Origin of the sequence: Beggiatoa leptomitoformis (assembly GCF_001305575.3) — a bacterium.
Taxonomy (GTDB): Bacteria; Pseudomonadota; Gammaproteobacteria; order Beggiatoales; family Beggiatoaceae; genus Beggiatoa; species Beggiatoa leptomitoformis.
The window spans coordinates 4,236,848-4,258,214 of record NZ_CP012373.2; the positions used below are offsets into that span (position 1 = coordinate 4,236,848).

Genomic DNA, 21,367 nt, shown 5'->3' on the forward strand with positions numbered 1-21,367 from the left:
CCCCCGAGAATTCCCATGAGTGACGCAACCAAAATTATCCAAAGTTTTGAAAGCATGTTAGCCAAAGGGCAAGGAAATGCCTATTTACAGCAAGCAGATTTCCCCAATGCCTTAATTCATTTAGCGCAATGTGTGGCATTAAATCCAAAATATTCAGTACAGTTTTTCCTCGTTCCCACGCTCTGGCGTGGGAATGCAGATTGCGTCGCTCCAGCGGCGCGTGTTTTAGATAATATCTCTAACACTGCTGGTGATTAATAATTAAAAACTTTAGCCTGTGGAGAGAATAACTTTGCACTTGAGAGCGTAAACCACTCGCGCCGCTGGAGCGACGCAATCTGCATTCCCACGCCAGAGCGTGGGAACGAGAGGAATGGATATATACTATTATCGTTAATAATTGCTAAATTTAGTTTTACAGGGTGAAAAATCATTATGTACACATTTCAAGTGAATTCACAGATTAACGAAAATGGTTTGCTTTAGCTTGTAACACAGGAATCCCTTAACGGAGTTCCCAAAATCAGTTTAGGAGTACTTTAAATTACCCCTTATTTTGGTGCTACTGTAATATGAGCAGCAATTTTTTTGTTGCAATCGGTTTTATTTACATGATAATGAAGCCAATATATACCAGATAAGGAGAATCTAAATCATGTATAGCATTTCTCAATCGGAACTGAGTCCACAGTTACAGCAATTAATACAACAAACCCTGACGACACATGAACCCCTAAAACTTTCGCTAGGTCATGGACAATCTGCCATTTTGCTTGCGGAACAAGATTACCAGCAATTACTGAATGTGTTGAACCAGATCAAAGCCATCATCACTCAAACACAACAGCCTGAAATAGGCAAGCAACGTATCTTTGGTAGTTCCAAAGGCTTAATTAAAATGACTGATGATTTTGATGCACCACTAGATGAGTTTAAGGATTATATGTAATGCGTTTGTTATTAGATACGCACGCATTCCTATGGTTTATTAATGGTGACGACAATCTAAGTCAACACAGTCAATTACTGATACAAGATACTAATAATGAGGTTTTGATTAGCATTGCCACACTTTGGGAAATTTCAATCAAAAGTAGCTTAAAGAAACTTGAATTAGCACAATCCTTTGAAATTCTGATTCCCAAAGAATTAATTAACAATAAATTTACACTATTACCTATTACAGTGGAACATCTCATTCAACTGGGGAAACTTCCCTTGCATCACCGCGATCCCTTTGATCGTATATTGATTGCTCAAAGCTTATGTGAACAACTGCCTATAGTGAGTAAAGACAGTCAATTTAATAATTACTCTTTAGAAATCATTTGGTAGTTTTGGTCAAGTTTTTCCTCGTTCCCATGCTCCAGCGGCGCGTGTTTTAGATAATCTCTCTCTAACACTGCTGGTGATTAATAATTAAAAACTTTAGCCTGTAGAGAGAATAACTTTGCACTTGAAAACGTAAGCCACTCGCGCCGCTGGAGCGACGCAATCTGCATTCCCATGCCAGAGCGTGGGAACGAGAGAAAGCAGGTTTGCCAGAAGCAACGGCTTTACAGCTTAAATAATCAGCAACCGCTAAAATACCGCCTAAGTTATCGGAAGGATGACCCCATTCAGCGGTTGACCAAGTGTTATTAAAGTCTAACCAGCGAATCATTGCGCCGATGTTGAATGCGCCTTGTACGGGGTCTAAGTCATAAGAGGTACCGGATACTTTTATGCCATTGGGCATAGAAGTACCGGGGATGACGGGTTCTAAAACTTTAGCTCAAGCGGGGTAGCTATTGTTGCTATGGGTTTTTAATAAAAGGGTTTTTCCTTCACCCCATCTGCCCGATTCCTTTTGAGCGTGGGGCGGGGTGAGGGAAAATGAGGTTAACGTTTGTCGATGGCGACATAGGGACGGCTATCAAGTCCTATGTATTCCGCGCTAGGACGGATAAGTTTGTTGTTGCCACGTTGTTCCATTACGTGCGCTGCCCAGCCTGTGATGCGGGACATGACGAATATGGGGGTGAATAAGGGGGTGGGAATGCCCATGAAGTGGTAGGCACTCGCGCTGTAAAAGTCTAAATTGGGGAATAGTTTCTTTTCGTCCCACATGACTTTTTCTACGGCTTCGGAGATGGCATAGAGGTTTTGTCCGCCGACATCTTCGGATAAGGTTTTAGACCATGCTTTGATGGTGGCGTTGCGAGGGTCGTATTTGGAGTAAACCGCATGACCGAAGCCCATGATTTTATCTTTGCGTTCTAACATGGCTTTTAAGCCTGTTGTCGCTTCTTCAGCGTTGTGGAATTTTTCGATGAGTGCCATTGCGGCTTCATTTGCACCACCGTGTAAAGGACCACGTAAAGAGCCGATTGCACCTGTAATGCAGGAGTAGAAATCGGAGAGGGTGGCGGAGCAGACTCTGGCGGTGAAGGTGGATGCGTTAAATTCATGTTCTGCATAGAGAACAAGGGAGGCATCCATGCAACGTTTGTGTTTTTCGTTGGGGGCTTTGTCGTGCAGCATGTGCAGGAAGTGACCCGCTAAGCTTTCTTCGGGGGTGTAGCCGTCAATGCGTTGTCCGTAGGTAACGAAGCGATACCAGTAGCAGAGGATACCGGGGAAAGTGGCGAGTAAACGGTCGGCAACGGTGTGTTGTTGTTCGAAGGTTTCTTCGGGTTCTAACGTACCGAGAATAGAGCAGCCTGTCCGCATTACGTCCATGGGGTGGGCGTTTGCAGGAATGAGTTCTAACGCGCTCTTTAATGCGCTGGGTAGCGCGCGGAGGCTGCGTAAGCGTTGTTTGTAGTTGTCTAATTCGGCTTGGGTCGGTAATTTGCCGTATAACAGTAAGTAGGCAACTTCTTCAAAGGTGGCTTTTTCGGCAAGTTCTTCAATTTCATAACCGCGATAGGTTAAGCCTGAGCCTGCTTTGCCAACGGTACAAATGCTGGTTTGTCCTGCGACTTGACCACGCAGACCGCCTGCGTTTTTATCAACAACTTTTGCTTCTGACATGTTATTTTCCTTCTTTAAAGAGTGCGTCTAATTTTTGTTCGTAAGCGTGATAACCGAGAACTTCGTAGAGTTCGTTGCGGGTTTGCATCAGGTTTACTACGTCTTTTTGTGTTCCTTGTTGGCGTATCGCGCCATAGACTTGAATGGCGGCGTTGCTCATGGCACGGAAGGCGGAGAGGGGGTATAACACTAAACGCGCGCCCACGTTGCCAAGTTCTTCTACGGTGAACAAGGGGGTTTTACCGAATTCGGTGATGTTTGCTAGAACAGGAACTTTTACGGCTTCGGTAAAGCCTTTGTAGTCTTCTAGGGTGTAGAGGGCTTCGGCAAAAATCATGTCTGCGCCTGCTTCTACATAGGCACATGCGCGGTCAATCGCGGCTTGTTTGCCTTCGTTGGCGTAGGCATCAGTACGCGCCATGATGACGAATTGTGAGTCTGTTTTTGCGTCAACGGCGGCTTTAACGCGGTCGGCCATTTCTTCGGTGGAAACCAGTGATTTATTGGGACGGTGTCCGCAACGTTTGGCTTGGACTTGGTCTTCAATGTGTACAGCGGCAACGCCTGCACGTATCATTTCTTTGACAGTGCGGGAAATGTTGAAAGCAGCACCCCAGCCTGTGTCGATGTCGACTAATAAGGGGACTTCAGTGGCGGCGGTGATACGGCTGGCATCTTCAACCACATCATTTAACATGGTGATGCCTAAATCAGGTAAGCCAAAAGAAGCATTGGCAACGCCCGCTCCAGATAAGTAAATGGCTTTAAATCCAGCGCGTTCTGCGAGCATTGCGCTGTAGGCGTTGATTGTGCCGACAACTTGTAAGGGTCTTTCGGTGTCGACAGCACTGCGAAAGCGTGCGCCTGCGGAGGTGGCTTGCGTCATTGCTAAACTTTCCTTTCTTGGTAAGGGGTTATTGTGTATGACAGTTAGCGTTTACGTCAACTGCAAGGGTAATTTTGTAAAAATAGCTTTTATCCGTCGGTACGTGGGTAAACGTACCGACAGGATTTGTTACGTTGTTAAACCACAACTCGTGCGTGATAACCCAGTTGTTCTAGTGATTCGGTGATTTCATCCAGAATCATTGGGTCGTCAATCGTTGCGGGCATTTTATATTCTTGCCCATCGGCGATTTTTTTCATCGTCCCGCGCAGAATTTTGCCTGAACGGGTTTTGGGTAGGCGTTTAACCACGGTTGCGACTTTGAAGGAGGCAACAGGGCCAATTTTATCGCGTACCATTTTGACCAGTTCGTCGACAATTTCTTTGTCAGAGCGGGAAACGCCTGATTTTAAAACAACCATGCCTAAAGGTAGTTCGCCTTTGAGTTGGTCGGAGACACCGATGACGGCACATTCAGCAACATCAGGGTGTGAAGCGAGGACTTCTTCCATAGAACCTGTGGATAGGCGATGTCCTGCAACGTTGATGATGTCGTCAATCCGACTCATGATGTATAAGTAACCATCTTCGTCGATATAGCCTGCATCGCCTGTTAAGTAGTAACCGGGATGGGCATCTAAGTAGGAGCTTTTAAAGCGTTCGTCGTTATTCCACAGGGTGGGTAAACATCCGGGAGGTAAGGGTAGGCGGATAACAATTGTTCCCATGCCTGCACCTTTGATTTCTTGCCCTGTTTCGTCTAGGACACAAACGGCGTGGCCCGGTACGGGTTTGGTGGGTGAACCCGGTTTGATAGGCATGGCTTCAATGCCTAAGCAGTTAGCCGCGATTGCCCAACCTGTTTCGGTTTGCCACCAGTGGTCAACAACGGGTTTTTGTAAAATTTCTTGTGCCCATTGTAGGGTGTCGGGGTCGCAACGTTCGCCCGCGAGGAATAGGGCGCGGAAGTTGGACATATCGTATTTTTTTAAATATTCAGCGTTTGGGTCTTCTTTTTTAATCGCACGGAAGGCAGTTGGTGCGGTAAAGAGGACGTTCACGTTATGTTCTGCAATCACGCGCCAGAATGCACCGGGGTCGGGTGTACCAACGGGTTTGCCTTCATAAACAACGGTGGTGCAACCGTAAATCAAGGGGGCATAAACGATATAGGAGTGTCCAACAACCCAACCTACATCAGAAGCCGCCCAGAAAACATCACCGGGTTGTACGTTGTAAATGTGTTTCATTGACCAATTAAGCGCGACTGCATGACCACCGTTGTCACGCACAACGCCTTTTGGAATACCTGTTGTACCAGAGGTATAGAGAACATATAAGGGGTCAGTTGCTGCAACGGGCACGCAATCAATCGCGGCTGATTTGAGCATTAAGGTTGCCCAATCCAAGTCCCGTCCTTCTTGCATCGTTGCTTGCACTTGAGGACGTTGAAAAATAATACATTTATCAGGTTTGTGGGTGGCTAATTGAATGGCTTCATCCAATAAAGGTTTGTAGGGAACAACCTTTTTACCTTCTAATCCGCAAGAGGCGGAAATCATCATAACGGGTTTAGCGTCATTAATTCGCGTTGCGAGTTCTTTTGAAGCAAATCCACCAAAAACGACGGAGTGAATCGCGCCGATACGCGCACATGCCAACATAGCAATCACGGCTTCAGGTACCATGGGCATATAAATAATGACGCGGTCGCCTTTAGCGACACCATTGCTATGTAATGCACCTGCAAATTTAGCAACTTGGTCACGTAATTCACTGTAAGTATATTTTTTAACAATATTTGCGACAGGGCTATCATAGATGAGGGCGAGTTGTTCACCCCGTCCTTCTTCAACGTGACGGTCTAAGGCGTTGTAGCAAGTATTGATTTCTCCACCTGAAAACCAACGATAAAAAGGCTTACGGGTATCGTCTAATACTTTTACGGGCTGGGTGTACCAATGTAAAGACTTCGCGGCTTCTCCCCAGAAACCTGCGGGGTCTTGAATAGATTGGTTATACAGGGACTTATAGTCCAGTTTACTCATATCCCTCTCCTCTTTTGGTGGTGTTTACAGTTGAAAAAGCTGTTTATGTTATTTAGTTCACGCATTATAGACAGGCTTAATCTATAAATAAATAGCTATTGAAATAATTAATAATCGTTATTCAAAAATAACTTGACAGGCTGTTAGACTTGAACTGGAAAGAAACACAACTATATTCAATAAATAAACTGAATAGGGTTCGTTTACCCCTTTAGAATACATGACGACTCGTAAAGGTATCAAATTATGAATAAGGTGAATAAATTATTTTTAATCATAGGATTATTTAGTCTGTCACTTCCCACTGTCTGGGCGGGCGAGCCTGTTTTGAATTTATGTACAGGCGGGAAAACAGGGATTTATTTTCCTGTGGGTGGGATGATTGCGACGCAAGCGAAAGGTGATGTAACGGTCAACGTGCTTGAAACTAAAGGTTCTGCGGATAATCTTAAAAAATTAAAAGACAAATCTTGTGATGCGGCGATTGTACAGGCGGATGCGTATTTTGCAGAAGAAGATATGCAATTACAAACCGCTTTAAAATTAGAACAAACCGCAACACTTTATGATGAGTATGTGCATTTAATTTGTAATCGTCAGTCAGGTGTGGGTAGCGTGGGGGATTTGGAAGATTATCCTGAAAAATACACGCTGTTAGTTGGTGTAAAAGGGAGTGGTTCAGCATTAACATGGCGGTCATTTACGCTGTTAGATGAAGATTATGCGAAAGTACCAACCTTGCCAATTGGCGATGGACGCGCTTTAGCGCAATTGGTTGAGGGTAAAGAGGCGCAATGTTTGTTATATGTTGGCGGACTGAATTCCGAGATAATGAAAACCTTTAATGCACAAGGGGATAAATTGCAATTGGTTGCGGTAGATGATGGCGATTTTGATAATAAGAAAGACCAGTTGGGAAAACGGATTTATCATTTTGCCAAAATTCCGTCAGGTACATACGATAAATTGCAAAGCGGCTTTTTTAGTAGTAGTGTAACAACAATTGCTGTGCAAGCCGTTGTTGTTGCTAATAAAGAATGGATTGATGCAAACCCTGATGCGTACAATAACTTTGCAACGGCTGTTTTTGATGCGATTCCGCATATCAAACGCCTTATTGAGGAAAAAAAATAACGATGCTTTGAGGATTAATTGCGCTTCAGAATATCAATATCTCATTTAAATTGTGGCGGTTATAAAATTAATCTGGTCATTGTTTAAAACTAAAAAAGGCACGAATAATTCGTGCCTTTTGCTTTTAATAACACTGCGTAAAGTATTCCTACTGAGCAGGTTGTGCGGGCGGGGTTTCAACGGGTACAGGTGCAGGCGTTGCTGCTGGTTGGCTTGCTGGTGCTGGGGGTACACCTTGTTGAGGGGGTTGTTGTCCGCCTTGGCGTAATTTTTCCATTTGCTTACGGATATTACCTTGAATTGACTGCACCATTTCTTGTTCAGTCATCGTTTTAAAATCCGTTGGTAGCGCAAAGGTTTCTGCGGTTGTTGGCACGTCGACTTTAATACTTAAAATTTCGTGTCTTACTTCACCATCATTACCAATACTTTTCATTGGCATACCCATTATGCTGGCATCAGGCTCTAACGTGGCGTGTGCTTTTGCGCAGGGGTCGCTCATGGGAAACATACTCATCATCTTTTTCCGTGATTTGGACATTTCTTGCATGGTCTTTAAAAAACTATCTATATGCGGTGTTTTATACGCATCTACAGAAAAATAATCATCAGAACACATTTTACCATTAGCAGTTACTTGATAATGTGTCGTGGGATAACCCGCAACATCTATGCCTGCATCTTTTTTAACCAGTTGTGCATCAACGGGTTTTTGTTTAGGCATTTCCATGCCTGCGGGTAAACTGGGTTCAACAGGTTTATCCATTGAGATTTTAACAATAGTTTTCTGTTTAATATCTACGGCGTACATTAGCCGCGCCGCGAAATCAACTAGCATATATTGACTTGGACTATGCTCATTATTCATGCGTGCGTGTTGATCATCGATAATAACCTGCTGCACTTGTCCTTGCGCATTACGATGTTCTACCACTGTTGCAGACCATGCAGACGATGCCAGTAAAAAACTGCTGAGTCCTAAAAGCAACCAAGAGAACGACTTTTTCATACTAATAATTTCCTCATTTGTTCTAATTTACACCCCCATTATCAAGAGAGTGAACACCAAAAATCGTTGAGACTGGGTATGGTATATGGGGGGGTCAATCCATACTCGCATGTTCAGCAGGTGAATACGCTATAGCTGTGAATGGATAATAACAAAAACATCCCCTAATAAGAAGCAAGAGTAGGATATCTAAACATAATGTCATAAATCTATTATTTGATAGGTCAGTTATCTGTTTAATATAAACTTTTCTTTTTGGGGTAGGTATAAGCTATCGTTACAGTATAAAAATTCGGGATGATTGGATGATTAGTTTAATTGACCTAAACACATGCTTAACGTTCTTTTTTAGATAAACCTTGTATAATGAGCCATATTCCTCATAAACGTCCTTATAGAATCGCGCAATCTTATATACTCATGCAAGAATCTTTATCCCCTTTGGTTATTTATCAACGCATCACCGCCAATTTAGGCAATGTTGTAAAGGGACAACATAGCGCGATTCGCAAATTAATGGCAGCATTTGCCAGTGGTGGACATGTACTTCTTGAAGATTTACCCGGTACAGGTAAAACAACACTGGCTAAAGCCCTTGCTCAATCATTACAACTCACATTTCAACGCATTCAATTTACCCCTGATTTACTGCCTTCAGATATTCTTGGGGTTTCTATTTTTGACCCACGCGACCAATCTTTTCGGTTTCATAAAGGGCCTATTTTTACAGAAATTTTATTAGCCGATGAAATTAATCGCGCCTCGCCACGCGCACAATCCGCCTTGTTAGAAGCGATGGCAGAGCAACAAGTGAGCATAGAAGGCTCTCGTTATCCACTGAATGAATTATTTTTTGTTATTGCGACCCAAAATCCAATTGAATTTCATGGTACATACCCATTACCTGAAGCACAAATGGATAGATTTGCCATGCGCTTTCAACTGGGATATGTCGGCATTGAAGATGAAGTTGCTATTTTAACCACACATCGCACTGAACAACCTATGAATGACATTAAAGCTTGTGTGAGTCGAGATGAAGTATTGTTGTTACGTAAAGCGGTGCAAGCCGTGCGGATTAGTGAAGAATTAAAACATTACATCGTGCGTCTTGTTAGCACAACTCGTCAATTTGCGGGTATTCAGATGGGAGCAAGTCCGCGTGCGTCTTTAGCACTGATGAAGGTTTCTCAAGCACTTGCGTTGTTTGACGGATTAGAATTTGTCACACCACAACATATTCAAGAAATTGCCGTTGCAGTATTAGCTCACCGTTTAAAAATAGATTCACAAGCACGGTTTTCAGGCATGGAAGCTGAAAACGTTGTCACGGCAATTTTACAAAAAGTACCTGTTCCCGTTTAAAATATTAATTGTACAGAAACAGTTACAATAAAAAATAAGAAATATATTCAATAGATTGATTTTTAACCCTAATGAATTGATTCTTTAATTTTTAATGGCTGCGGTTCTCCAACCCAATATCCCTGCACATAATCCACACTAATACCTTTTAATTTATCTAAAATGGCCTTTGTTTCGACCCGTTCAGCAATTGTTTTTATGTGCATTAAATGCCCAATATCATTAATCGCTTTCACAGTTGCATAATCTATAGGGTCATTCACAATACCTTTTACAAAATCGCCATCAATTTTTATAAAATCAATGGGTAAATTCTTTAAATAACTAAAAGAAGACATGCCCGCCCCAAAATTATCCAGCGCAAAGCGACAACCTAATTTTTTTAAATGACTCATAAAATTAACCGCACCACTTAAATTCGTGATTGCACTGGTTTCATTAATCTCAAAACACAGTTTATAAGGGGGAATGGGTGCATGGCGAATACTATCGATGACAGTCGCTAAAAAATTTTTATCCCCTAAAGAATGTCCAGAAATATTAATGGATAATAAGGTTAATTGTGGAATATAGTGTGGATTATTAACAAACCATTGTAAGACTGTTTTTACAACCCATTGGTCTAAAATGGGCATTAAATTATGCCGTCCTGCAGCGGAGAGAAAAGAGCCGGGAGATAATAAACTACCGCGTTGGTCATCCATTCGCAGTAATATTTCATAGTGAAACCCTTGTTCGGGTTCGGAGAGTGGCATAATTGGTTGATAATAGAGAGAAAAACCATTTTCTCGCGTCAAATTATCATTAATCAATGAAACCCATTGAATTTCTTTATGTCGCTCTAATTGCTCCGCATATTTTTCTTGATAAACATGCACCATATTGCGCCCTGCATGTTTTGCCGCAAAACAAGAAGCATCCGCAACCGCTAAAACATCATGTTGTGGCGCGTGTTCCGTATTAAAGGGAACTAAGCCGATACTAATGCCTATGCTGAATATACCTGTTTCTTGTGTATCGTTACTACGCCAAAAAAACCGATAATTTTCAATAGCTTCACGAATATTATTGGCGATATTTGTCGATTGTTGCAGTCCGCATTTTTCTAATAACAAGCCGAATTCATCACCGCCCAAACGGGCGAGTGTTGCACGTCCATAGCCATGATTTTCTTTAACTTTTTTCTTTAGCAGTAAGGCGACATCCTTTAGTAATTGGTCGCCTGCCTCGTGTCCACATAAATCATTGACGATTTTAAATTGGTCTAAATCCATATAGAGCAGACTATGCTCAATAGGGCTTTTCGTGTGTAGCGTGCGTTTTAAACGGGATTCGAATTCGCGGCGATTATATAAATCTGTTAGCGAATCATGTTTTGATTTGTAAACCAATTCAGTTACATCATGAAAAACAACGACGACACCGATAATATGACCTTTACGGTCACGAATAGGGGCAACAGAGTCTTCAATTGCAAAATATTGTTTAGTTTGACGGTTGAGTAAAACATTATTTTCTTTTGCAATATCAACTGTTTCACCCTGTTCCAAACAACGTTGTAAGGGAGCTTCAACGGGTTCACCAGTCGTTTCATCAATGACGAAAAAAACTTCATTTAATGCTTGCCCGTAAGCTCTTTCAGGTGTCCAGCCCGTTAAACGCACAGCGACAGGATTAATATAATCAACTTTTCCTTCTGCATTGGTGGTGATAACACCATCACCAATAGACGCAAGCGTGACTTGTGCGCGTTCTTTTTCTTCAAATAAGGCTTCTTCCGCACGACGAGCTTGTAAAATATAATGAATCCGATTGCGTAACACATGCCAATTTACAGGCTTAGTGAGATAATCAGTAGCTCCCATTTGATAGGCACGGTCAACCCATTCTCGCTCACCAAATGCAGTGACGATAAGAATGGGGATATTTTTTCCCTCAGGTAATTCACGAATACGCTGACAGGCTTCTAAGCCATTTAAAACGGGCATATCCGCATCCATTAAAATCAAGTCTGGGTGGTATTCAATAAAATAATCAACAGCTTGCTGACCATTTTCTACAGTATCAACCGTATAACCTGCTTTTTTTAAAACTTGTACCATCATGTTGCGGATTAGCTGTGCATCATCTACAACAAGGATATGAGCTTGTATTGCGTTCATGACAATATCCATTAGACATGGATGTAACGTGGAGAAAACGAAAGAGTGATTGTCATGTAAACTGACCGTAGAAAATAATAAATCAAGTACAATGGCATAGTCGCTTAAGCCGTCGTGTAGGCTAGGTAAACAAATTTTTCGTATCAAAATTCGAGCAGGTGAAAATATAATACATTAATGCTATCGGGAAAATAACTAAATAAGGTCAGTGCAACTACATATTGTTAATAAATCATAATTATGTGCATATTTCCTAATTCGCCAAAATAACAATGCTTGGTATGCCCGTTACAAAACGAAAATTGCTGTGTAGTATGGGGAAAAAGACACAAGAGATAGCATCTCTACGGGGGGAGGAGTCGTTTACAAAGGACTGTTCTATTGTACAGTAACTTAACTATTAACATATTATTTTACAAGTTATTATTTTAAGGAGATTTATTATTATGGCAGTGGCTGAAGAAGACCTCTCCGCAGTAGATAGTAAACCCATTTCTGTACTGCCTAAGTCTGATAATGCTAACTATATTCGCATTGAAAATATTACTAAATCGTTTGACAAATTTGTAGCAGTTGACAATGTGAGTTTAGCGATTAACAAAGGTGAAATTTTTGCATTATTAGGCAGTTCTGGCTGCGGCAAATCTACCTTATTGCGCATGTTAGCAGGCTTTGAAATTCCTTCTGAGGGTAGAATTTATATTGATGGACAGGACATGTCCAGCATTCCGCCTTATTTGCGCCCCGTTAATATGATGTTTCAATCCTATGCCTTGTTTCCGCATTTAACTGTTGCCCAAAACATAGAGTTTGGTTTAAAACAAGATGCGATTCCTAAAACAGAACGTCTTGAACAAGTTGCTAAAATGTTAGAATTAGTCCGTATGTCCGCTTACGCAAAACGTAAACCGCACCAATTATCAGGCGGTCAAAAACAACGGGTTGCATTGGCCCGCAGTTTAGCAAAAAAACCAAAACTCTTATTACTCGATGAACCGATGGGTGCGTTAGACAAAAAATTGCGCGGACAAATGCAATTAGAAGTTGTGGAAATTTTGGAACGCGTTGGTGTCACCTGCGTTATGGTAACGCATGACCAAGAAGAAGCCATGACCATGGCAGGACGCATCGGCATCATGGACAAAGGACGATTATTACAAGTCGGCGCGCCAACCGTTGTATATGAAACGCCAAACAGTCGGTTTACGGCGGAATTTATTGGCTCTGCCAATATGTTTGAAGGGATTTTAGTAGAAGATGAACCCAATTATGTCAAGATAAGCTGCCCTGCTATACCAAATAAATTTTATGTAGAACATGGTATTACAGGTGAAGAAGGGATGCAGGTATGTGTAGCCATTCGCCCTGAAAAAATCACCATCCTGACAGAACAGCCCGACCATGAATACAACTGGGCAAAAGGAGTTGTACATGATATTGCCTATTTAGGCAGCCATTCTATTTATTACATCAACTTAGAATCAGGTAAACGCGTACAAGCAACAGTTGCCAATCAAGGACGATTTTCCAAACTATCCGTTACATGGAAAGACGACGTTTATATCAGTTGGCATTCTGAAAGTATGGTGGTGCTAACATCATGATAAACTTCTTTAATCCTTGGCTACCCAAACCCCGATTTTTCGTTATTGCCATTCCCTACATTTGGTTTTTACTGTTTTTTCTCGTTCCATTTGCCATTGTACTAAAAATCAGTTTTAGCGAAGCAGCAATTGCCATTCCGCCCTATACACCGCTCATTGTACGGGAAAACGACATCGTACAACTGACATTAAAGCTAGGCAATTATGCTTACTTATGGAATGACAACTTATACATTACAGCCTATATCAGCTCGCTAACCATTGCCTTTTTTACCACATTGTTATGCTTACTGATTGGTTATCCCATCGCGTATGCTATTGCAAATGCAGATGCCTCCATACGCAACATGCTATTAATGCTAATTATTCTTCCCTCATGGACCTCATTTTTAATTCGAGTTTACGCATGGGTAGGTTTGCTGAAAAATAACGGCATTATCAACAACTTTTTAATCGGTTTAGGCATTATCGACCAACCCATTGAAATGCTCTACACCCCTTTTGCAGTTTATGTTGGTTTAGTTTACAACTACTTACCTTTTATGATACTGCCACTTTATACCAACCTCGTTAAAATGGACAACTCCTTGCTGGAAGCCGCCGCTGATTTAGGCTGTCGTCCGATAAAAGCCTTTTTAACCATTACAATACCCCTCTCAATGGGGGGAATTGTCGCAGGCTCCATGCTGGTTTTTATTCCTGTGGTAGGCGAATTTATTGTACCCGAATTACTAGCAGGGCCTGATACCCTGATGATAGGTAAAGTATTATGGCAAGAATTCTTTAATAACCGTGATTGGCCTGTTGCTTCATCCGTTGCTATCATAATGTTATTACTGCTAATTGTGCCAATCATCCTCTTTAACCGCTACCAAAACCGTCAAACAGAGGCATAACGACCATGTCAAACAAGACAAATTCGGGTTTTCTGTGGACGATGCTATCTTTTGGCTACGTTTTTCTTTACGCGCCTATCATCATCCTGATGATTTACTCATTTAATGAAAATCGGCTTGTTACCGTTTGGTCAAGCTTCTCAACAAAATGGTATAGCGAATTATTAAAAGATGAGCAAATGCTAGAAGCTGCATGGATGAGCTTACAACTGGGTATATTCGCCGCGACAAGCGCGGTAATTTTGGGAACATTAGCAGGCTTAGTCATGACACGGTTTCGCCAATTTCGTGGACAAATGACATTTGCAGCCCTCATTACAGCACCACTGGTTATGCCCGAAGTTATCACAGGACTATCCCTACTTCTCATGTTTGTCGCGCTAGAACAAGCCATAGGCTTCCCTGAAGGACGTGGACTACTCACCATGTGGATAGCACACGTTACTTTCTGCACTGCTTACGTGGCGGTAATAACAACCTCACGTTTGCGTGAATTAGACAACTCGATTGAAGAAGCGGCAATGGACTTAGGTGCGCCACCGCTAAAAGTCTTTTTCGTGATTACCCTACCCATTATTGCCCCTGCATTAATCTCAGGCTGGTTACTCGCTTTTACCCTGTCATTAGACGACTTAGTCATTGCCAGTTTTACCTCGGGGCCAGGTTCAACAACCTTACCAATGGTGATTTACTCTAGCGTACGTTTAGGTGTTAGCCCTAAAATTAACGCATTAGCAACAATCATTATTTTATTGATTTCCACTGTTGTTTTTATTTCGGGCTGGGTAATGATGCGTTTAGAACGAAAACGGGCTGAAGAAATGCAACAAGCCGTTGCCGAAGCCTTAGCAATAGAAAACACAAGTTATCACTAATTATATAAATTTTTTAGCTTTTAAAAACTAAACGGATATCACTACGACTTATGGTGTTATCCGTTTTCCGACATCCGATACTAAAACCTATCCAAAACAGCACAAATAATCGATGTCGAATACCCTGTCCTCTCTCTGGGAAATTGGTAACGCTTTTTCCGCATTTTTCAAACGCAAACGAATGACTCTTGAGCAAGCCATCGAAGCTATTCACTTATAGTAACCGTATTTTAAAAAGAGAATAAGAAATGACCTATTCAATAGATTTCCGTAAAAAAGTATTAAAAGTGAAACAAGAAGAAAATCTCACCCTAGCAGCGGTAGCGAAACGCTTTCAAATAGCCATCGCAAGCGTCGTCAGGTGGAGCAAAGTATTGGAAGCCAAAGGGACACGTAACAGACCAACTAAAATAGACATGGAAGCTCTAAAACAAGATGTAGAGTTATATCCCGATGCTTACCATTATGAACGCTCAGCCCGTTTTGGGATTACGGAAGGCGGGATTCGCCATGCGTTAAAACGTCTAGGGATTCGCCGTAAAAAAAACCCTCAAACATCCCAAAGCCAACCCCGAAGCAAGTCTTCCAAGACAACATGACTTTTTATCGATGAGAGTAGTTTTGCTCACGACATGCCACGTCATCATGGCTATGCACCTATCGGCAAACGTTGCTTTGGCGCGCAAGACTGGAATGCAAAAGGACGTACTAATGTCATCGGGGCTTTGCTCAATTTTTGTTTATTAACGGTCTCTTTAGTTTCTGGCGCGATTAATTCCGATGTCTTTTTCGCTTGGATAACCCAAGACTTACTTCCTAAACTCCCTCAGAATTCTGTCATTGTGATGGATAACGCCACTTTTCATAAACGTAGCGACATTCAGCAGGCTATTTTAGACGCTGGGCATCTCTTGGAATATTTACCGCCTTATTCGCCTGATTTAAATCCTATTGAGCATAAATGGGCTCAGGCTAAGACTCTCCGTAAACAACAACATTGTTCTATTGATGAGCTCTTTTTACTGAATTCTATTTAATCTTTTTATAGTACTGTTGCTATAATTGCTCAATGAACGATGCCGCGAGTGTTCTAAATCAAAAATATTTTTCAACTGATCATTGATCGTTTCGATGATACAACGCTTACGTAACAAAAGCTTATCGAAAGCCATGTTTTTCTTCAAGGAGGTAATCAGTTCTACGTCATCTAAAGCTAATAACTCCGCTAGCTTTTTAGAGAGATAACCACGGTCTCCAAAGACTTTACCGATAAAGTTTTTCAGCAGACTTGGAACAGGTTTTCTATCATCGACATTGCCGCGCGTAATCCGAAAGGAGAGGATTTGACCGCAATCATCGACTAAGAGATGGCGTTTGAAGCCATAAAACCATCCTGTTGAGGACTTGCCTCTTTGCGCCTCATCCTTGAAGGTTTTGTAGCGTGAAATCCGTAGGTTATCGCAAACTCGTAAAGGGGTTGAATCAATAAAGGCAATCCCCTTCCCTGTGGCGCAACGGCTTTTCATGAAGAAAGTCAGAGAAATCAAGATGTCAGGTAACAGCTCAATAAAACGATTGTAGGGGACAAGCTTCGGAAATGCTTGAGAGAGATGTTGATGATGGGTATAAAACCATTTGAAGGTTCTGTAACCTGAGGAGTGGTACAAGACGATGATGATTTCAGAAGGGCTTAAACTTCGAGTTCTGCGTCTTTTTTTGCAGCCATCGTTGAGTTGAGTTTTTTCCCATGCGGGAATAAATGCGTTGCAGAAATCATCCGCTTCACAAAACAATCGTGTTAAATTTATGGTAGGCAAGCTCGTTGAGAAATATGGAATGTAGAGATTTTATATTTTCTCGGATTTTATCGGGCTTGCCTTCCTTATTCCGAACTCAGGTTATTTTAGTGTGTTTAAATCACCTCAATATGAAATTTTTTACCATTAATTTTCGCGCTAAGATTACAAGCGAGGCGACATTTATTTTCTTCTGTCCGCAACAATAAGCGTAACCCTATGGTTTTACAATTTATCTTTTTGCGCGTTAGGTCAATAAATTTATCAATTTTTTCTTTATCTATCTCATGATGTGCGGACAGTTTACCGAGTATTAGCTCGTGCAAACTCACTCCCAAACTGGGGGTTAATTTTTCCACTAAACTGATACTTTCAACCATCGCCCATGGTGTTTCTACTGCACGACTTTCTAGGTTTATTTGATAAGGCTCTTGTGCAACTTTTGATAAAAATGCTTGAAAATTAGCTTCATCAAAAAAGATAAATTGAGGGTCTATTGCTAAGCGAAAATAATGCCCTTCTGCAAAATCGAGTAAATCAACTTGATATTCTCGGAAAAGTGTGGCTAATGTTTGTAATTCATTTATTAAATCAATGTGTAATGCTTGTATCCATCCATAAGGAAGTCGTTGAAAAACAATTGCACAGCTACTGATACGAAAATGGCGAGCGTGCGCCCCTAATAACCAAAGTAATTGACATTGACGTGTTGTTAAAGGAATTGCAATGCTTCTTTCCTTTCCCGTTGTACCGATACGTAAAGGACGTTGTTGATGAAGGGGTAAGGTGATACTGTCGGTTTCTTTAGCGAAACGATAGCTATTAATAAATGCCGAAGGAATACGATTTAACGCTTGTTTAAAAATAAGGGGGTCATTGCCAAAATGGGCGTGTAATACATCAATATAAGCCGTTTTCCCATCTTTGGTTTTACTTTCAGCAAACTCATCTAAACTAAAACGACTAAATATCTGTGGTTTGTTTTGTTCTGCTTGTAATAAACGAAAAAAACCGTTTTTTGTCAATTGAATATAAAATAAATTAAAATAATACGTTGTATAGGCATAATTAACGCCAGAGCCTGATAATTGGCGATAAGGATTTAATTTGTCAATAAAAAAAACCGTATAATCTTGTTGATATTCTAAGGTTGTTTCTTCTTTTACTTCACGAATAAGGGTTTTTTCTACCACACTGTAGGGCAAATCAAGCGGATTTTTTAATAACATCAGTTTTTCTTGAAAAGATAAATCTAAATCATCCAAATCAGAAAAGTTAGTGCAGCCTCCAATTAAAACAAACTCGCCATTTTGGTCTTTAACGAGATTCCCCTCTCGTTGATGTAATAAAAATTGGTCATCTAATTTTACAAAAGCCGCACTATTAGCTACGTAATTAATCGGTTGTGCCTGATGAGTTTGATGATGTTGTAGTCGTTGTTTTTCTAGCCAAGATAATAATTGATGTTGTTCTGACACAATATTTTCGTGTGAAATAGAATAAACTTCCCAAAAATATTGGTCTAAAACGTTTTGTTGTTCATCAGCCAGAATTTGCAATAATGCCGTGGCAAATGATTGGGCAGGAAAAGACACAAAACACCACGCTTGCGCTTGTAATGATTCTTTATCTAGTACTGCGACACTGGTTAAAATCCTTTCAATAACATCTAGTAATAATATGGCTTCTGCTAAAGATAATTCTGATTCAGTCATTAGGCAATCAATTAATACGGCACGCTTAACTGTGCTTCGGTGGTGTCCTTCTTTAACATGAATAGGTAGGTGTTTTAGTAGGGTTTTTAGGGGAAACAAATTAGGCATAATAGATTCAAGTCAGCTTGTTTGTTACTTAAGATGTGGATAATAAACGATTAAACCTAACTCATGGATTTAAAACAACTTGAATTATACATTGATGATTCGGACTATTTAAATTATTTTTGTATATTTTTAATAAAAAAGATTATTTCAACTGAATAGCTATTCGACAAATGAGTTAAAGATGGTCTCATGCAAATTTACTTGATAATAACTTGAGGAGTTTTATATGTTCGGCTTCCGTTTTATAAAAACGCAACCCACTACTTATTTAATTCAATATGTAAAAGGTCAGATTAAACGAGAGGGACGTGGACTTGCGTTTTTTTATTTTGAACCAACGACTTCATTAGTTGCCGTTCCCTTAGAAAGTGTGGATGTTCCCTTTATTTTTTATCAAACAACGGCGGATTATCAAGAAATTACGATTCAGGGACAAGTTACTTATCGTGCCATAGACCCTAAAAAATTGGCGCAATTGGTTAATTTTACGTTAGACAGTAAAGGGCGTGGTTATGTTGGTAATGACCCCGAAAAGTTGCCGCAACGTTTAATTAATACTATTCAAGTGTTTATGCAAAGTGCATTGCGTGATAGTCGGTTACGAGAAACATTAGTTGTGGCTGATGTGTTGGTAGAAAAGGTAAAACTGAGTTTAGAGCAGAGTAAAGAGGTGCAGGCATTAGGCTTAGAAATCTTGAATTTATCTATTTTATCGATAAAACCGAACCCTGATACTGCGCGGGCGTTAGAGGCAGATGTGCGCGAGAATTTGTTACGTGAAGCCGACCAAGCCGTTTATGCAAGACGTAATGCAGCCGTTGAGCAGGAGCGCGCCATTCGGGAAAATGAGTTAAATACTGAAATTGCTATAGAAAATAAGAAGCGACAAATCCGTGAGGCACAGATAGAAGCCGACCGTGCGATTCAGGAAAAACAGCAAGCCTTACAAGAAGCAGAGATGCGTGGTAAGGTGGTTTTAGAAACGGAGAAAAAACAGTTAGTCGTTTTACAAGTGGATAATTTACAACGTGAAGCGGATTCACGAGCTTATAGTTTAACTGTCACAATGCAGGCTTTAGCAGGGGTGGATGCAAAGGTATTGCAAGCCTTAGCCAGTATAGATATGAACCCTTCACAGTTAGTTGCTCTCGCGTTCCGAGATTTGGCAGACAGTGCGGATAAAATTGGTCAGTTAAATATTTCACCTGAATTATTAAGTAGTTTATTACAGACTGCAGGGAAAGGGAAAAAGTAAGATTGTCTGAAACAGCATTTTCAGGATTAAAAAATAAGCAGAATACAGTTTTTTAATTCTGATAATTCTGATAATTCTGAAAAATCAGTAAATTCTGCTTTAAATAGATACAATCGACCACCTAATTTTTAATATGCCGCTTCATATAGAATCTATTCCTTTGGTTATCAGTGGACGTTATATTCATGCAGAACGTCTTATTCCTGAAAATTATCAAATAACACAACCACGCCCTACGTTAGTTTTTTTACACGAGGCTTTGGGGAGTATTCGCCAGTGGCGTGATTTTCCAAGCCTATTAAGTCAAGCAACGGGTTGTCCTGCATTGGTTTATGACCGTTTTGGCTTTGGACAATCTGACCCCATACCAAAGGCTCGTCATATTGGCTATTTGCATGACGAGGCAACGGTTTATTTGCCTGATATTCTCAGTGCCTGTGGAATTCAGCAGGCTATTTTAATCGGGCATAGTGATGGCGGTTCAATAGCCCTGCTGTTTGCTGCCCATTTGCCGGACCTGACGGTTGGCGCAATTACTGAGGCAGCTCATGTTTTTGTAGAAGAAATTACGCTTGCAGGGGTGAAACGCGCAAAAATTATTTATGCAACAACTGATTTATCTAAAAAATTGGCGCGTTTTCATGGGGAAAAAACAGCAAGTATGTTTCAAAATTGGGCAAATATATGGTTATCACCCGCTTTTGCACAATGGAATATTGAGGATTGCTTACCGCACATTGTTTCGCCCTTATTGGTTATTCAGGGAGAAAACGATGAGTATGGAACACGTTTACAGGTAGAAAAAATTGTAAACCAAGTCGCGGGCGAGGTCAGCGCGGAAATTATACCGAACTGCGCTCATATTCCCCACCAACAAGCAAGCACAGAAACGCTTATTTTAATGACAACATTTATTAATGGCTTGCTTGAAAAACATAAATTGACGACAATGAACCGTTAGTCCATTTGCAAGAGGTATAGACTTACAAATGGTTTTAATGTTCATGAAATGAGCAATTCTCTCTGAGATACCGCTTCGTCATCTACACAGGAGGAATAAAATGACACTGAAACGAGTTTTAGATCAAAAAAACACAGGTGAAGTAGTGTATATTGTTGAAACTGCAACGATGTTAGCTGCCACAAAAAAAATGTGTGATAACTATGTCGGGGCTGTCTTGATTGTGTCTAATACGGGTTCTCCCATTGGTATCGTGACTGAACGCGATGTTTTGCGCTTTTGTGCAACCCGTTCGACAGAATTAGACAATGTATTGGTCACTGATGTGATGACTAAAGATTTAATTATCGGCACATTTGATACAACGATTGATGAAGTGTTGACGATTATGACCGAGAAAAAATTCCGTCATATTCCCGTGGTAGATAAAGGAAAAATAGTAGGTTTGGTTTCTTTAGGTGATTTAGTCAAAATAAAATTGAAAGAAACGTCTGTAGAAGCAAAGCACTTACGCGATTATATTTCAATGGGATAACTA

The 21,367-nt window shown here is 40.9% G+C and carries 20 protein-coding genes and 1 pseudogene; 13 read left to right on the forward strand and 8 right to left on the reverse strand.

All coding sequences use genetic code 11. The annotated features are described in order from the left end of the window. Window positions 1–15: 15 nt before the first annotated feature. From AL038_RS18035 to AL038_RS18045, 3 genes are all read left to right on the forward strand, one after another. Window positions 16–258: a hypothetical protein gene (locus tag AL038_RS18035; RefSeq protein ID WP_062155225.1), complete on the forward strand. Its 243-nt coding sequence runs from the start codon at window positions 16–18 to the stop codon at window positions 256–258. A 397-nt stretch (window positions 259–655) separates the two neighbouring features. Continuing rightward, window positions 656–949 (forward strand): DUF2281 domain-containing protein, encoded by a 294-nt coding sequence (locus tag AL038_RS18040; RefSeq protein ID WP_062155228.1) that lies wholly within the window; start codon window positions 656–658, stop codon window positions 947–949. Then, window positions 949–1,335, forward strand: a complete 387-nt coding sequence (locus AL038_RS18045; RefSeq protein ID WP_062155230.1) for a type II toxin-antitoxin system VapC family toxin — start codon at window positions 949–951, stop codon at window positions 1,333–1,335. The genes AL038_RS18040 and AL038_RS18045 overlap by 1 nt, the downstream gene beginning before the upstream one ends. A gap of 61 nt (window positions 1,336–1,396) precedes the next feature. Here the strand turns inward: AL038_RS18045 and AL038_RS18865 are convergent. The 4 genes and pseudogenes from AL038_RS18865 to AL038_RS18065 all read right to left on the reverse strand — a co-directional run. Then, window positions 1,397–1,759: pseudogene (locus tag AL038_RS18865) on the reverse strand (MmgE/PrpD family protein); the annotation flags it as partial. Between the two features lie 122 nt (window positions 1,760–1,881). Further along, window positions 1,882–3,015 carry a bifunctional 2-methylcitrate synthase/citrate synthase gene (prpC, locus tag AL038_RS18055; RefSeq protein WP_062155234.1) on the reverse strand — a complete coding sequence of 378 codons (1,134 nt, stop codon included), beginning with the start codon at window positions 3,013–3,015 and terminating at the stop codon, window positions 1,882–1,884. Between the two features lies 1 nt (window position 3,016). Then, window positions 3,017–3,901: a methylisocitrate lyase gene (gene prpB, locus AL038_RS18060; RefSeq protein ID WP_062155236.1), complete on the reverse strand. Its 885-nt coding sequence runs from the start codon at window positions 3,899–3,901 to the stop codon at window positions 3,017–3,019. Window positions 3,902–4,038: 137 nt separating this feature from the next. Next, window positions 4,039–5,949: a propionyl-CoA synthetase gene (locus tag AL038_RS18065; protein WP_062155238.1), complete on the reverse strand. Its 1,911-nt coding sequence runs from the start codon at window positions 5,947–5,949 to the stop codon at window positions 4,039–4,041. Between the two features lie 246 nt (window positions 5,950–6,195). Here AL038_RS18065 and AL038_RS18070 point away from each other — a divergent pair, with 246 nt between their 5' ends. Then, on the forward strand, window positions 6,196–7,083 hold the full coding sequence (locus AL038_RS18070; protein WP_062155240.1) for a TAXI family TRAP transporter solute-binding subunit: 888 nt from the start codon (window positions 6,196–6,198) through the stop codon (window positions 7,081–7,083). 148 nt (window positions 7,084–7,231) lie between these two features. Here AL038_RS18070 and AL038_RS18075 read toward each other — a convergent pair whose 3' ends face one another. Beyond that, window positions 7,232–8,092, reverse strand: coding sequence for a hypothetical protein (locus AL038_RS18075; protein ID WP_062155242.1), 861 nt, complete (start codon window positions 8,090–8,092; stop codon window positions 7,232–7,234). Window positions 8,093–8,458: 366 nt separating this feature from the next. Between AL038_RS18075 and AL038_RS18080 the strand changes: the two genes are divergently transcribed. After that, entirely contained in the window at window positions 8,459–9,457 is a 999-nt protein-coding gene (locus AL038_RS18080) for an AAA family ATPase (protein ID WP_236839427.1), read from the forward strand. A 68-nt stretch (window positions 9,458–9,525) separates the two neighbouring features. Here AL038_RS18080 and AL038_RS18085 read toward each other — a convergent pair whose 3' ends face one another. Continuing rightward, a complete protein-coding gene (locus tag AL038_RS18085) occupies window positions 9,526–11,619 on the reverse strand; it encodes a GGDEF domain-containing response regulator (protein ID WP_062155244.1) in 2,094 nt (697 codons plus the stop codon). 446 nt (window positions 11,620–12,065) lie between these two features. On the opposite strand from AL038_RS18085, the gene potA reads away from it, so the two are divergent. From potA to AL038_RS18695, 5 genes are all read left to right on the forward strand, one after another. Then, on the forward strand, window positions 12,066–13,223 hold the full coding sequence (gene potA / locus AL038_RS18090) for a polyamine ABC transporter ATP-binding protein (protein WP_062155246.1): 1,158 nt from the start codon (window positions 12,066–12,068) through the stop codon (window positions 13,221–13,223). After that, a complete protein-coding gene (locus AL038_RS18095; protein WP_062155248.1) occupies window positions 13,220–14,119 on the forward strand; it encodes an ABC transporter permease subunit in 900 nt (299 codons plus the stop codon). The genes potA and AL038_RS18095 overlap by 4 nt, the downstream gene beginning before the upstream one ends. 5 nt (window positions 14,120–14,124) lie before the next feature. Next, window positions 14,125–14,994 (forward strand): ABC transporter permease subunit, encoded by an 870-nt coding sequence (locus AL038_RS18100; protein WP_062155250.1) that lies wholly within the window; start codon window positions 14,125–14,127, stop codon window positions 14,992–14,994. Between the two features lie 248 nt (window positions 14,995–15,242). Continuing rightward, window positions 15,243–15,593: an IS630 transposase-related protein gene (locus AL038_RS18690; protein ID WP_062155251.1), complete on the forward strand. Its 351-nt coding sequence runs from the start codon at window positions 15,243–15,245 to the stop codon at window positions 15,591–15,593. Window positions 15,594–15,599: 6 nt separating this feature from the next. Next, on the forward strand, window positions 15,600–16,031 hold the full coding sequence (locus AL038_RS18695) for a transposase (protein ID WP_272898061.1): 432 nt from the start codon (window positions 15,600–15,602) through the stop codon (window positions 16,029–16,031). Here AL038_RS18695 and AL038_RS18115 read toward each other — a convergent pair. Continuing rightward, window positions 16,014–16,802, reverse strand: coding sequence for an IS982 family transposase (locus AL038_RS18115; protein WP_420022004.1), 789 nt, complete (start codon window positions 16,800–16,802; stop codon window positions 16,014–16,016). The genes AL038_RS18695 and AL038_RS18115 overlap by 18 nt on opposite strands. A gap of 104 nt (window positions 16,803–16,906) precedes the next feature. Beyond that, complete coding sequence (locus AL038_RS18120) at window positions 16,907–18,613, reverse strand: hypothetical protein (protein WP_062155253.1); 1,707 nt, start codon at window positions 18,611–18,613, stop codon at window positions 16,907–16,909. Between the two features lie 226 nt (window positions 18,614–18,839). On the opposite strand from AL038_RS18120, the gene AL038_RS18125 reads away from it, so the two are divergent. From AL038_RS18125 to AL038_RS18135, 3 genes are all read left to right on the forward strand, one after another. Continuing rightward, window positions 18,840–19,868, forward strand: a complete 1,029-nt coding sequence (locus AL038_RS18125) for an SPFH domain-containing protein (protein WP_062155254.1) — start codon at window positions 18,840–18,842, stop codon at window positions 19,866–19,868. Window positions 19,869–20,001: 133 nt separating this feature from the next. Beyond that, window positions 20,002–20,829, forward strand: a complete 828-nt coding sequence (locus AL038_RS18130) for an alpha/beta fold hydrolase (protein WP_062155255.1) — start codon at window positions 20,002–20,004, stop codon at window positions 20,827–20,829. Window positions 20,830–20,929: 100 nt separating this feature from the next. Further along, entirely contained in the window at window positions 20,930–21,364 is a 435-nt protein-coding gene (locus AL038_RS18135) for a CBS domain-containing protein (protein WP_062155256.1), read from the forward strand. The last annotated feature ends 3 nt before the right edge of the window (window positions 21,365–21,367 follow it).

Excerpts from the sequence above, each read along its gene's own strand:
- AL038_RS18035 (WP_062155225.1), top strand. The coding sequence starts at position 16 with ATGAGTGACGCAACCAAAATTATCCAAAGTTTTGAAAGCATGTTAGCC.
- AL038_RS18040 (WP_062155228.1), top strand. The coding sequence starts at position 656 with ATGTATAGCATTTCTCAATCGGAACTGAGTCCACAGTTACAGCAATTA.
- AL038_RS18045 (WP_062155230.1), top strand. The coding sequence starts at position 949 with ATGCGTTTGTTATTAGATACGCACGCATTCCTATGGTTTATTAATGGT.
- prpC (WP_062155234.1), bottom strand. The coding sequence starts at position 3,015 with ATGTCAGAAGCAAAAGTTGTTGATAAAAACGCAGGCGGTCTGCGTGGT.
- prpB (WP_062155236.1), bottom strand. The coding sequence starts at position 3,901 with ATGACGCAAGCCACCTCCGCAGGCGCACGCTTTCGCAGTGCTGTCGAC.
- AL038_RS18065 (WP_062155238.1), bottom strand. The coding sequence starts at position 5,949 with ATGAGTAAACTGGACTATAAGTCCCTGTATAACCAATCTATTCAAGAC.
- AL038_RS18070 (WP_062155240.1), top strand. The coding sequence starts at position 6,196 with ATGAATAAGGTGAATAAATTATTTTTAATCATAGGATTATTTAGTCTG.
- AL038_RS18075 (WP_062155242.1), bottom strand. The coding sequence starts at position 8,092 with ATGAAAAAGTCGTTCTCTTGGTTGCTTTTAGGACTCAGCAGTTTTTTA.
- AL038_RS18080 (WP_236839427.1), top strand. The coding sequence starts at position 8,459 with ATGAGCCATATTCCTCATAAACGTCCTTATAGAATCGCGCAATCTTAT.
- AL038_RS18085 (WP_062155244.1), bottom strand. The coding sequence starts at position 11,619 with ATGAACGCAATACAAGCTCATATCCTTGTTGTAGATGATGCACAGCTA.
- potA (WP_062155246.1), top strand. The coding sequence starts at position 12,066 with ATGGCAGTGGCTGAAGAAGACCTCTCCGCAGTAGATAGTAAACCCATT.
- AL038_RS18095 (WP_062155248.1), top strand. The coding sequence starts at position 13,220 with ATGATAAACTTCTTTAATCCTTGGCTACCCAAACCCCGATTTTTCGTT.
- AL038_RS18100 (WP_062155250.1), top strand. The coding sequence starts at position 14,125 with ATGTCAAACAAGACAAATTCGGGTTTTCTGTGGACGATGCTATCTTTT.
- AL038_RS18690 (WP_062155251.1), top strand. The coding sequence starts at position 15,243 with ATGACCTATTCAATAGATTTCCGTAAAAAAGTATTAAAAGTGAAACAA.
- AL038_RS18120 (WP_062155253.1), bottom strand. The coding sequence starts at position 18,613 with ATGCCTAATTTGTTTCCCCTAAAAACCCTACTAAAACACCTACCTATT.
- AL038_RS18125 (WP_062155254.1), top strand. The coding sequence starts at position 18,840 with ATGTTCGGCTTCCGTTTTATAAAAACGCAACCCACTACTTATTTAATT.
- AL038_RS18130 (WP_062155255.1), top strand. The coding sequence starts at position 20,002 with ATGCCGCTTCATATAGAATCTATTCCTTTGGTTATCAGTGGACGTTAT.
- AL038_RS18135 (WP_062155256.1), top strand. The coding sequence starts at position 20,930 with ATGACACTGAAACGAGTTTTAGATCAAAAAAACACAGGTGAAGTAGTG.